Origin of the sequence: Nocardiopsis chromatogenes YIM 90109 (assembly GCF_000341185.1) — a bacterium.
Taxonomy (GTDB): Bacteria; Actinomycetota; Actinomycetes; order Streptosporangiales; family Streptosporangiaceae; genus Nocardiopsis_A; species Nocardiopsis_A chromatogenes.
The window spans coordinates 1-11,737 of the sequence record NZ_ANBH01000234.1 but is presented as its reverse complement, the minus strand read 5'-3'; the positions used below and the strand labels follow the sequence as shown (position 1 = coordinate 11,737).

The 11,737-nt window shown below is 74.5% G+C and carries 11 protein-coding genes; 7 read left to right on the top strand and 4 right to left on the bottom strand.

Going from position 1 to position 11,737, the window contains the following annotated elements; translation table 11 throughout:
• Window positions 1–151 precede the first annotated feature (151 nt).
• Window positions 152–1,636, top strand: a complete 1,485-nt coding sequence (locus D476_RS0121790) for a cell division protein PerM (RefSeq protein ID WP_017626038.1) — start codon at window positions 152–154, stop codon at window positions 1,634–1,636.
• A gap of 9 nt (window positions 1,637–1,645) precedes the next feature.
• On the opposite strand, the gene D476_RS0121785 is transcribed toward D476_RS0121790, so the two are convergent.
• Window positions 1,646–2,062 (bottom strand): hypothetical protein, encoded by a 417-nt coding sequence (locus D476_RS0121785; RefSeq protein WP_017626037.1) that lies wholly within the window; start codon window positions 2,060–2,062, stop codon window positions 1,646–1,648.
• 241 nt (window positions 2,063–2,303) lie between these two features.
• Here D476_RS0121785 and purN point away from each other — a divergent pair, with 241 nt between their 5' ends.
• Genes purN through D476_RS0121770 form a run of 3 tightly spaced genes read left to right on the top strand, consistent with a single transcriptional unit; the run spans window position 2,304 to window position 5,387 of the window.
• On the top strand, window positions 2,304–2,936 hold the full coding sequence (gene purN / locus D476_RS0121780) for a phosphoribosylglycinamide formyltransferase (RefSeq protein ID WP_083939601.1): 633 nt from the start codon (window positions 2,304–2,306) through the stop codon (window positions 2,934–2,936).
• A complete protein-coding gene (purH, locus tag D476_RS0121775) occupies window positions 2,933–4,504 on the top strand; it encodes a bifunctional phosphoribosylaminoimidazolecarboxamide formyltransferase/IMP cyclohydrolase (RefSeq protein WP_017626035.1) in 1,572 nt (523 codons plus the stop codon). The genes purN and purH overlap by 4 nt, the downstream gene beginning before the upstream one ends.
• Before the next feature lie 31 nt (window positions 4,505–4,535).
• Window positions 4,536–5,387, top strand: coding sequence for a bifunctional methylenetetrahydrofolate dehydrogenase/methenyltetrahydrofolate cyclohydrolase (locus D476_RS0121770; RefSeq protein WP_017626034.1), 852 nt, complete (start codon window positions 4,536–4,538; stop codon window positions 5,385–5,387).
• Between the two features lie 49 nt (window positions 5,388–5,436).
• Here D476_RS0121770 and D476_RS0121765 read toward each other — a convergent pair whose 3' ends face one another.
• Complete coding sequence (locus tag D476_RS0121765; RefSeq protein WP_017626033.1) at window positions 5,437–6,042, bottom strand: FHA domain-containing protein; 606 nt, start codon at window positions 6,040–6,042, stop codon at window positions 5,437–5,439.
• 446 nt (window positions 6,043–6,488) lie between these two features.
• Here D476_RS0121765 and D476_RS0121760 point away from each other — a divergent pair, with 446 nt between their 5' ends.
• The gene (locus D476_RS0121760; RefSeq protein ID WP_026123741.1) at window positions 6,489–6,848 is read left to right on the top strand and encodes a DUF3017 domain-containing protein; all 360 of its coding nucleotides are present in this window, start codon (window positions 6,489–6,491) and stop codon (window positions 6,846–6,848) included.
• A gap of 114 nt (window positions 6,849–6,962) precedes the next feature.
• Window positions 6,963–8,180: an NADP-dependent isocitrate dehydrogenase gene (locus D476_RS0121755; protein ID WP_026123740.1), complete on the top strand. Its 1,218-nt coding sequence runs from the start codon at window positions 6,963–6,965 to the stop codon at window positions 8,178–8,180.
• Window positions 8,181–8,528: 348 nt separating this feature from the next.
• Here D476_RS0121755 and D476_RS0121750 read toward each other — a convergent pair whose 3' ends face one another.
• Both D476_RS0121750 and D476_RS0121745 read right to left on the bottom strand, forming a co-directional pair.
• Window positions 8,529–9,707, bottom strand: coding sequence for an LCP family protein (locus D476_RS0121750; RefSeq protein WP_017626030.1), 1,179 nt, complete (start codon window positions 9,705–9,707; stop codon window positions 8,529–8,531).
• A gap of 121 nt (window positions 9,708–9,828) precedes the next feature.
• A complete protein-coding gene (locus tag D476_RS0121745) occupies window positions 9,829–10,875 on the bottom strand; it encodes a hypothetical protein (protein WP_017626029.1) in 1,047 nt (348 codons plus the stop codon).
• Between the two features lie 17 nt (window positions 10,876–10,892).
• Here D476_RS0121745 and D476_RS0121740 point away from each other — a divergent pair.
• On the top strand, window positions 10,893–11,737 hold an 845-nt coding region (locus D476_RS0121740; protein ID WP_239648790.1), incomplete at its 3' end, for a YihY/virulence factor BrkB family protein.

Here is an 11,737-nt window from a genome sequence, read left to right as displayed (position 1 = left end):
CCGGCGTCAAGGTCGGCAAGACCCCCAGCGAGACGGCCAAGCTCGCGCGTGACCTCTTCTAGCACCGGCTAGCGCCCACGGGCGCATGCGCCGCCCCGCCCCGGGACCCCGGGGCGGGGCGCGCTCGTTCCCGGCCGCTTCTGCTGGCAGCATGGGCGGGGTGAGCGCGCCCAAGGAACCCTCCGACCGACGCGGGACCGACCACCGCCCGCTGTACACCGCGGGCGGGCTGGCCGCCGCCTGGGCGTCGGGCGTCGGCCTGGCCGTCCTGCTGACCCTCACCCTGGCCGGGTGGGTGGCCGCCCCGCACGACGCCTTCGGCAAGGAGATCGCCGACGTCGTGCGCACCGCCGTGCAGGCGTGGCTGGTGGCCCACCTGGTCGGGTTCGGCATCCCCGGCGGCGAGGTGATGATGCTGCCGCTGGGCCTGGTGGTGCTGCCCGGTGCGCTGCTGTACCGGGCCGGGCGCTGGCTGGCGCGCACCAGCGAGCTGCCCCGGCTGCGCCACATGTTCCGCGCCGCCGTGGCCCTGGCCGGGCCGTACGCGGCCGTCTCGGGCACGCTCGCGCTGGTCGCCCAGACCGAGGTGGTCCGCCCCAGCGTGCTGCAGGCACTGGTGGCCGGGTTCTCGCTGGCCTTCGTCGCCGGGGGGCTGGGCGTGCTCCGCCAGCAGCTCCGCGACAAGGGCATCCCGCTGCGCCGGATGCTGGAGCTGATGCCCGACCGCCCGCGCTCGCTCCTGGTCGGGACCTCCGGCGCCACCGCGGTGCTGCTGGCCGCCGGGACGGTGCTGTTCGCCTGCGGGCTGGCGTTCGGGTTCGGCGACGCCGCGGGGATCACCCGCGAGCTGGCCCCGGGCGCGGTCGGCGGCACACTGCTCTTCCTGGCCCAGCTCGCCTACCTGCCCAACGCGGTGGTGTTCGGCACCGCCTACGCGGTGGGGCCGGGCTTCACGGTGGGCACCGGCACCATGGTCGCCCCCACCGGGGTGGCGGTCGGTCCGCTCCCGGCGCTGCCGATGCTGGCGGCGCTGCCGGACAACGGCGCGGCCCCGGTGGCCTCCCTGGCGGCGCTGGCCGCCCCGTTCGCCGCCGGTGCGCTGGGCGGGGTGCTCACCCAGCGCAGCGCCCCCACCGTGGTGGGGGAGGCGGCGCCGCTGTGGGGGTTCGTGTGCGGGGTGGCCACCGGCCTGGTGCTCACCGCGCTGTCGCTGATGGCGGGCGGGCCGATCGGGGCCGACCGGCTGGCCGACGTGGGCCCGTCGGCGTGGCAGGTCGGGCTGATCACCGCCCTTGAGGTGGGCCTGGCGGCGGCGATCGCGGCCTGGCTGGCCAACTGGCGGCACTTCCGCAGATCGGCCGCTGAGCGGGTGCCAGAGCCCGAGCCCGCGGAGGCCGAGCCCGCGGAGCCCGGGCCCGCGGACGCGGCGGAGGAGGCCGGGGGCGCGGACGAGGGGCCGGACGAGGGGGACGGGAGGGCCCGGCGCCGCCGCCGGTTCCGGATGCCCCGGCTGCCGCGGCTCCGCAAGCGCCGCACCGCGGCCGGGCCCGACGAGGAGGACCCCGACGAGCTGTTCGGCATCACCTACGAGGCCGGACCGGACGAGGCCCCCGTCGAGGAGTCCAGCCGTCCCTGAGACCCGCCTCTAGACGGAGCCGAGGGAGGGAACCTCGTCCTCGGGGATGCCCGCGCGCTCCGACACCGCCGACCGCCAGGCGTCGTCGCACTGCTCCTGCGTGCTGACGGTCAGCGCGCGGGCCGAGCACTCCTGGTAGGCGGTGTACTCGTCCCAGAAGACGATGTACCCGGCGATGGCCGCCGCCGAGAACACCACGCCGATCCAGCCCAGCACCATGCTCAGCACCGCCCCCGGGGCGTGGCCGCTGTTCGCGCGGGCCGCCCGGCGGGCCTTGCGCCCCTGGTGGATGCCGAGCAGGGACAGGAGCACCCCGAAGGGGGGCAGCATCAGCCCGGCGGCGGACAGGAAGACCCCCCACAGGCCGCCCTTCTCCACGGTGGGAGGCTGACCGTCGGCGTGCGGCTGCGGGGACTGGTCGGTCAACGCGGGTCCTTTCCTCGGTCGGGCGGCTCGGGGGAGGCGCCGGTGTAGACGCTACCGGAGGAGGGGCGCGCTTACGGCCCCGGTCCCTCCGCCTCCGGGCTGGGAGGATAAGGTTGGGCCGTGCGGGAGCGCGCTGCCCTCCCGCACGTTCCGCCCTCATCACACCCGTGCCCGGATGCTGCGCGTTCCCAACGCGACCCCGGGCAGGGGCGGACCCGCGATCCCCTGAGGAGGCCCCACACTGTCGGCGCGAGTAGTCGTCCTCATCTCCGGGACGGGGAGCAATATGGCCGCGCTCCTCGAAGCGGCGGAGGACCCCGGGTACGGGGCCGCGGTCGTCGCGGTCGGATCGGACAGAGAGAACGCGGCGGGGCTGGCGCTGGCCGAGAAGGCCGGGGTGCCGGTGTTCGCCGAACCCTTCCGGGGCCGCGCCGAGCGCGCCGCCTGGAACGCGGACCTGGCCGCGCGCATCGCCTCCTACCGGCCCGACCTGGTGGTCTCGGCCGGTTTCATGCGCATCCTGGGCCGCGAGGTGATCGACGTGGCTCCGGTGGTCAACCTGCACCCCGCGCTGCTGCCGGCGTTCCCGGGCGCGCACGCCGTGCGCGACGCCCTCGCCCACGGGGTGCGGGTCACCGGGTCCACGGTGCACTTCGTCGACGAGGGAGTGGACACCGGGCCGATCATCGACCAGGTGGCGGTGCGGGTCGAGCCCGACGACGACGAGGCGTCGCTGCATGCGCGGATCAAGGCGGTGGAGTCCCGGCTGCTGGTGGAGACGGTGGGGCGGCTGGCCCGGGAGGGCTGGAGCCTGGAGGGGCGGCACGTGCGGCCCGGTGCGGCCCGCAACGAACGAGCGGAGGAGAACCGGTGACGCGGCAGGCCATTCGGCGCGCGCTGATCAGCGTTTACGACAAGACGGGGCTGGAGGAGCTGGGCACGGGCCTGGCCGAGGCCGGGGTGGAGATCGTCTCCACCGGGTCGACGGCGGCCCGCCTGGCCGCGGCCGGGGTGCCGGTGGTGCCGGTGGAGGAGGTGACCGGCTTCCCCGAGTGCCTGGACGGGCGGGTCAAGACGCTGCACCCGAAGGTGCACGCGGGCCTGCTGGCCGACCGGCGCCGCCCCGAGCACCGGGCCTCCCTGGAGGAGATGGGGGTGGCCCCCTTCGACCTGGTGGTGGTCAACCTCTACCCCTTCCGGGAGACGGTCGCCTCGGGCGCCTCCCCTCAGGAGTGCATCGAGAAGATCGACATCGGCGGCCCGTCGATGGTGCGGGCGGCCGCCAAGAACCACGCGAGCGCGGCCGTGGTGGTCGACCCGGCCCGTTACGGCGAGGTGCTGGAGGCGGTGCGCGCCGACGGGTTCGAGGAGGCCGCCCGCAGGCGGCTGGCGGCCCGGGCCTTCGCCCACACCGCCGCCTACGACGCGGCGGTGGCCGGGTGGTTCGCCGAGGAGTACGCCCCCGACGACACGGCCGGGGACACCGGCTGGCCGGACTTCCACGCCGCGGCCTACGAGCGCGCGGCCACCCTGCGCTACGGGGAGAACCCGCACCAGCGGGCGGCACTGTACGTCACCGGCGACCCGGCCGGGCCGGGCCTGGCGGGGGCCGAGCAGCTGCACGGCAAGGAGATGTCCTACAACAACTACGTCGACGCCGACGCGGCGCTGCGGGCCGCCTACGACTTCGACGAGCCGTGCACGGCGATCATCAAGCACGCCAACCCGTGCGGCATCGCGCTGGGCGCCGACATCGCCGAGGCGCACCTGAAGGCGCACGCCTGCGACCCGCTGTCGGCCTTCGGCGGGGTGGTGGCCGTCAACCGCCCGGTGACCGCCCGCATGGCCGAGCAGCTCGCCGACATCTTCACCGAGGTGGTGGCCGCCCCCGCGTTCGAGGAGGGGGCGCTGGAGCTGCTCACCCGCAAGAAGAACGTGCGGCTGCTGGCGGTGGCCGCCCCGGACCGCGCCGCCCGGGCCGAGGCCCGGCAGATCAGCGGCGGGCTGCTGCTGCAGTCGGCGGACGCGCTGGACGCCCCCGGCGACGTCCCGGAGGGCTGGGAGCTGCGCACCGGCGCCCCGGCCGACGCGGCGGCCCTGGCCGACCTGGCGTTCGCCTGGCGGGCGGTGCGCGCGGTCAAGTCCAACGCGATCCTGCTGGCCGCCGACCGGGCCACGGTCGGCGTGGGGATGGGCCAGGTGAACCGGGTGGACTCGGTGAAGCTGGCGGTGTCCCGGGCGGGGGAGGACCGGGTGGGCGGCTCGGTGGCCGCCAGCGACGCCTTCTTCCCCTTCCCCGACGGCTTGGAGGCGCTGGCCGAGGCCGGCGTGCGGGCCGTCGTCCAGCCGGGCGGGTCGGTGCGCGACGACGAGGTCGCGGCCGCCGCCGAACGGCACGGCGTGACGATGTACTTCACCGGCACGCGGCACTTCTTCCACTGAGAACCCCCCGAGGGGGAACGGAGGCGACGGCATGAGCGCACAGGTGCTGGACGGAAAGGCCACCGCGGCCAAGATCCGGGCGGAGCTCGCCGGGCGGGTGGCGGCCCTCAAGGAGAAGGGGGTGCACCCGGGCCTGGGCACGGTCCTGGTGGGGGACGACCCGGGCAGCCGCTCCTACGTGGCGGGCAAGCACCGCGACTGCGCGGAGGTGGGCATCGCGAGCATCCGCCGCGACCTGCCCGCCACCGCCACCCAGGCGGAGGTGGAGGCGGCCGTGGCCGAGCTCAACGCCGACCCGGCGTGCACCGGCTACATCGTGCAGCTCCCCCTTCCCAAGGGGCTGGACGAGAACCGGGTGCTCGGGCTCATCGATCCGGCCAAGGACGCCGACGGGCTGCAGCCGGCGAATCTGGGCCGCCTGGTGCTGATGGAGCAGGCCCCGCTGCCGTGCACCCCGCGCGGCATCATCGACCTGCTCACCCGGTACGGGGTGGAGCTGGACGGCGCCGAGGTGGTGGTCGTGGGGCGCGGGGTGACCGTGGGCCGCCCGCTGGGGCTGCTGCTGACCCGGCGCAGCGAGAACGCGACGGTGACGCTGTGCCACACCGGCACGCGGGACCTGGCCGCGCACACCCGCCGCGCCGACGTGGTGGTGGCCGCGGCCGGGAAGCCGGGGCTGGTCACCGGCGACATGGTCAAGCCGGGGGCGGCCGTGCTGGACGTGGGCGTGAGCCGCACCGACCAGGGGATCGCCGGGGACGTGGCCCCGGACGTGTGGGACACGGCCGGGTCGGTCTCCCCGAACCCGGGCGGCGTGGGCCCGATGACCCGGGCGATGCTGCTGGTCAACGTGGTCGAGGCGGCCGAGCGCGCGGCGGCTTAGGGCCGTCCACCGGGAGCCGGGGCCGGTCGCCGTACCGGCCCCGGCGGGCTCAGCCCGCCTTGCGTTCGCGGTCCCCGGCGGGCATGGGGCGCACCAGGCCCAGGGCGACGACCTCGTTGGCCAGCCGCGTGCGGCGGTTGGGCCCCTCGGGGATGCGGAACTTCTGGTAGAGCCGGAGCAGGTGCTGCTTGACCGCCGCCTCGGTGACCACCAGGTCCTCGGCGATCTCGCGGGCGGTCGCGGGGGAGACGAACGCCTCGTCGGACAGGGCGGGGCGGCACAGCGAGGTGAGGACGTCCAGCTCGCGGCGGGTCAGCTCGGGGGCCGCGCCGCGGCGCAGCTCGACGTCGGGGTGCAGGTCCTCGCGGGGCAGCCCGCCGATCTTGCAGCGGGCCGACCCGAAGCTGACGACGTCGCCCTCCTCCAGGACGCGCCGGGCGATGGGGCGGCCGTTGACCCGGGTGCCGTTGCGCGACAGGCCGAGGTCGACGACGTAGACGTAGGGGCCGCGGCGCACCAGTTCGGCGTGCAGTTGGGAGACGCTGGGGTCGGAGAGGCGGATGTCGGCGCCCTCACCGCGGCCGACCGTGGTCACCTCGGCGGTGACGCGGCAGACGTCCCCGGTCTCCTCGACCCTGATGTAGGGCCCGTCCACGGTTCTTCCTCCCGTTGTGGGGCGTGGCCGTTGGGACGGTGCGCGGTTGACGTGCTGAGTGGGGTTCATGGGGGGCTGTCCTCGCTCACCGTGGCACTCGTCTCCTGGTTGGTTACCCGGGGCCTGTCGGTTCTACGCGCTTACTCCCCCGTTAGACACCTATCGCGGCAGGTTTACGCCCATTGCCGGAGATCGGGACGATGGGGCGCGGCGTCGGCCGGGGCCCGATACGGTGCGGCGTGGGACGTCCGCGTGGGGGGACTCACTAGACTGGTTCCGCGGTGGCCAGTCACGATGGGTGTTCATTGACGGTTCGCTCGCCCGTGGCCCCACGTCTCCTCCGGGTTTCGGTCATGCCGCCGCGGCCGTTGGCCGGAGTGCGCCATTCGGGGCGCCGTCCCGTGCCGCAGTCCCCGCGATCGGTGCGTTGGAGCGTGAGGTAATCGGTGAGCCGGAATTCGGTGGAGGCAGCGGTCGCAGCCGAGGAGCAGGGACAGGGGCCGACCGGGCCCGGGGAGGACGCGCCGTCCCCGGAGGCGCCCGGCTGGCTCGCCCAGGTCCCCTACTTCCTGGTGCTCGCCACCATGGCGGCGGGCATCGTTGTGGTGGCGGCGGCCTACTTCAAGCGCGGCCCCGCGATCATCGCCGGGGCGCTGCTGCTGGCGGCGCTGCTGCGCTACGTGCTGCCCGAGGACCGCGTCGGCATGCTGGCCGTGCGCGGGCGCTGGTTCGACATCGCCACCGCGCTGGGGCTGGCCGCGGCGCTGGTGGTCCTGGCGTGGGTGGCGCCCGCCCTGAGCTCCTGAGCGTCTAATAAGCTTGATATCGAGATATCGCGTAGAGTTCGGCGCGGCCGCCGGCCACCGCGACGCCCTTTGCCGCGCGACGGCCTGCCGACACGAAGGGACAGCCACACAGCCATGGCCAAGATCAAGGTTGAGAACCCCGTAGTAGAGCTCGACGGCGACGAAATGACCCGGATCATCTGGTCCTTCATCAAGGACCGCCTGATCCTGCCCTACCTGGACGTCGACCTGAAGTACTACGACCTGGGCATCGAGGAGCGCGACCGCACCGACGACCAGGTCACCGTCGACGCGGCCAACGCCATCAAGGAGCACGGGGTCGGCGTCAAGTGCGCCACCATCACCCCGGACGAGGCCCGGGTCGAGGAGTTCGACCTGAAGAAGATGTGGCGCTCGCCCAACGGCACGATCCGCAACATCCTGGGCGGCGTCGTCTTCCGTGAGCCGATCATCTGCCAGAACGTCCCGCGCCTGGTGCCCGGGTGGACCCAGCCGATCATCATCGGCCGCCACGCCCACGGCGACCAGTACAAGGCCAGCGACTTCAAGGTCCCCGGCCCCGGCACGGTCACCATCACCTACACGCCCGACGAGGGCGGCGAGCCCGTGGAGATGGAGGTCGCGCGCTTCCCCGAGGGCGGCGGCGTGGCCATGGGCATGTACAACTACCGCAGGTCCATCGAGGACTTCGCGCGCGCCAGCCTCAACTACGGCCTGGACCGCGGCTACCCGGTGTACATGTCCACCAAGAACACGATCCTCAAGGCCTACGACGGCATGTTCAAGGACGTGTTCCAGGAGATCTACGACACCGAGTTCAAGCAGAAGTTCGAGGCCGCCGGCCTGACCTACGAGCACCGGCTGATCGACGACATGGTCGCCGCCGCGCTCAAGTGGGAGGGCGGCTACGTCTGGGCCTGCAAGAACTACGACGGCGACGTGCAGTCCGACACGGTCGCCCAGGGCTTCGGGTCGCTGGGCCTGATGACCTCGGTGCTGCGCACCGCCGACGGCCGGACCGTCGAGGCCGAGGCCGCGCACGGCACGGTCACCCGCCACTACCGCCAGCACCAGCAGGGCAAGCCGACCTCCACCAACCCGATCGCGTCCATCTTCGCCTGGACGCGCGGCCTGGAGCACCGCGGCAGGCTGGACTCGACCCCGAAGGTCACCGAGTTCGCCGACACGCTGGAGCGCGTGGTCATCGACACCGTCGAGGGCGGCCAGATGACCAAGGACCTGGCGCTGCTGGTCGGCGGCGACCAGGAGTGGCTCACCACCGAGCAGTTCCTCGCCGCGCTCGACGAGAACCTGCAGAAGCGCCTGGCCTGAGGCCGCGCGCCCAGCGGCCCCGCCGGGGAGCCCGGCGGGGCCGCTTGCGCGTTCCGCCTGCGCACGCGCTCCCGCGCTGTCAGGATGGAGCCGCGGGTCCGGGACCGGGTTCCCGTGCGGGGTGCGGCGAAGGCCACAGCCGTACCGTTCGCGAAGTTTGCGAGCATTGCGTAGAGTTATACGTGTTCGGAGGGGCCGGAACCGGCCGGTCCGGACACCGCAGGCCGACGTGCCGGCCGTGCGCCCGCTGGGGGGTAGGCGCGCGCGGTGCGGAACGTCACCAGAAGGGCCCACCGCCTCCGGGCGGTGGGCCCTTCGCCTTTTCCGGGGCCGGACGCGGGCCGGGGCTCAGTCCCGCAGGACCTCCTCCGGGATCTCCTGCCCCTGGCGCATCGCCGCGAACATCGTCTCCGAGGCGTTCTCGTCCCACACCACCACGCTGCCGACGTCGAGCGTGGGCGTCGACCCGACCGGGACGGAGGTGGTCGTGGGGTCCTCGCGCATCGCCATCGCCATGCCGCCCAGGTCCATCAGCGAGTCGCCCTCGTCCACCTCGAAGGTCTCGGTGCCCTCCCGCACCAGCGGGACCGAGCGGAACGGGTTGGCCAGCGTCGAGGTGTCGGTCGCCTTGGAGATCAGGGCGCTGAAGAACTCGCGCTGGCGCTGGATGCGGTCCAGGTCGGCGCGGGCCGTGGCGCGGGTGCGCACGTACCCCAGCGCGGTCGCGCCGTCCATCTCCTGGCACCCGGCCTCGATGTCCAGCCCGGCCTTGGGGTCCTCCATCGCCTCCTCGGGGCACATCTCCACCCCGCCGACCGCGTCCACGATGTCGACGAACCCGCCGAGGCCGATCTCCACGTAGTGGTCGATGCGCACCCCGGAGGACTGCTCGAAGGTCTGGACCAGGGTGCTCGGCCCGCCGCCCAGCGCCTCGGAGAAGGCCGCGTTGATCTTGTTCCGGCCGATGCCGGGGATGTCCACATAGGAGTCGCGCGGCACGCTGATGATGGAGGGGCGCCCGTCCTCGGGCACGTACACCACCATGATCGTGTCGGTGCGCTTGCCCTCGGCGCGGCCGGTGCGCAGGTCCTGGAGCTCGTCGTCGCTGAGGTCCTTGCGGCTGTCCGAGCCGACCACCATGTAGGTGGTGCCCGGCTGCTCCTCGGGGCGCCCGTCGGCGGCCGGCATCGCCTCGACGCGGACCAGGCGCCCGTTGGCCCACACATAGAACCCGACGGCGAACACCAGCGGCGCCACGACCAGCAGGGCCAGCACCGCGCCGGTGACCCTCAGCGCGCGGCGGCGGCGCTGCTCACGCGACTGCCGCCGCTTGCGCGCGGCGCCGGTGCCGTCGTAGACCCGGCCCGGGGGCAGGTCCTTGCGCCTGCGCCCTTCGCCGCCCTTCGCCGAGCCCGAAGAGGACCGCCGCTCCGGGCGGTACATCTTCTCGATCTCGTCGTACCCGCCGGAGCCGGAGCGCCGGAAGACCCCGGTGCGCTGGGAGTCGTCGTCTCGGCCGTGGACCATTGTTCAGTTCGCCCGTTCCCGTCGTTCGCCTCTCGCCTGTACCGACGCGGCCGATCGCCGTGCGGTTCGGCCCCACGCCCCGGTATGACGGATCTCACCCTACGGCCGTGTCAACCGGCGTCTACCGCAACCGGCGGGCGCCCGCGGCCGGGAGGGCGGTGCGGATCCGGGGGGAGCGCTCCTCCAGTGCGGTGCGGACGGCCTCGGCGACCGCCCCGGCGCGCTCGGCGGGCACCAGTGCGACCGCGCAGGCGCCGGAGCCGCCGGTCATCCGGGCGCCTCGCGCGCCAGAGCCTACGGCCCGCTCCACCGCCAGGTCCAGCTCGGGGGCGGACATCCCGAAATGGTCGCGCACGGACAGATGGGAGGCGGTGAGCACCGCGCCGATGTCGCCGAGCGCCCCGGCCCGCATCAGGCCCGCGACGGCGCTGAGCCGGTTGTCCTCGGTGACGGCGTGCCGCACGCGGCTGCGCAGCGCCGGGTCGCGCAGCCGCCGCAGGGCCCCCGCCAGGTCCTCGACCTCGCGCAGGGAGGACACCCCGAGGCGGGACGCGGCGCGGGCGCACTCGGCCCGGCGCCGGGACAGGGGCACGGGGGGAGCGGAACGGGTGTCGGCGATGAGCAGCCGCAGCCCGGCGGCTTCGAGGTCGAAGGGGAAGGCGCGGGTGCGCCCGGTGCGCCGGTCCAGCCGCAGGGCGGTGCCCTCGGCGAAGGGCAGGGCGGTGTCCCCGGCGCCCAGGACGGGGCGCAGCGCCTCCTCCAGGGCCTCCCGTCCGCCCAGGGCGGCCGGGGCGGGCAGGTCGGTGTCGATCAGGACGCGGGCGCCCGCGGACCGGTGGCCGGCGGTCCCGGCCAGGGCGGTCGGCAGGGGCAGCGGCGTGTCCGGGTCCCGGGCGTGGCGCAGCTCCACTGCGCCGTCCTCGGCGGGCGCCCAGGCGAGGTGGACGCCCCAGGGGAGGGCGGCCAGGAGGACGGGGGAGTCCTCCCCGCCCGGCTCCCCCATGAGGGCGACGCGCCCGGGGGCGAACCGCGCGCCCGCCGGGGCGCCTCCGTAGAGGTCGGCGAAGGCGGCCGCCAGGGCGCCGGTGGCGACGTCGTCGGCCACGGGCCACTCCGGTTCTGCGGCCGTGCGGTCCCGGCCGTTCAGGAGGCGTCTGAAGAGCTTCACAGTGCCCTCATTGTGCCGTGCGCGTGGCCCGCTTCCGCGCCCCGCGCCGCTCCGGCTACGCTCGGTCCACCACTGCGGACGTTCCGGGAGGTGAGGCGGCGATCGTGGAGGAGACGGGCACCGTCCGCGGCGCGGTCGGGCGGGCCAAGGACGAGGCGCGGCACCTGAAGCGGCGCGGCATGGACGCCTATTGGGGGCTGCGCCGCCGGCACCCGTGGTTCGACCACATCGTGCGGGCCGCCGAGCGCTACTCCGACCAGGACGGCAGCCGCCTGGCCGCCTCGGTCACCTACTTCGCCTTCCTGTCCTTCTTCCCGCTGATCGCCCTGGCCTTCGCCGTGGTCGGCTACGTCGCCGAGTTCGACCCCGGCGCCCGCGACTACCTCGACACCGCCATCAACGACCTGCTCCCCGGGCTGTCGGCGGAGCTGCCCATCGACCAGATCGCGCAGGCCCGCACCGGCGCCTCCGTGATCGGCCTTCTGGGCCTGCTCTACGCCGGGCTGGGCGCCGTCGGGCAGCTGCGCGCCGCCCTGCACCGCATCTGGCTGAAGAACCCCTCCGACGGGCCCAACGTCGTCCTGGCCAAACTCCAGGACACGGCGGTGATGGCGGTGCTGGGCACCGCCCTGCTGGCCTCGGTGGCGCTCACCAGCGTCTCCCAGGCGGCCACCCGCTGGGCGCTGGCCTGGGTGGAGTTGGACGGCTCGGTGGCCGCGGTGGCCGCGACCCGCCTGCTGGCGGTGGCCATCGCCGTCGCCGCCGACACCCTCATCTTCCTGGTGGTCTTCTCCCGGCTGTCCGGCACCCGCCGCCCCTGGCGGATGCTGTGGCGCGGGGCGCTGCTGGCCGCCGCCGCGTT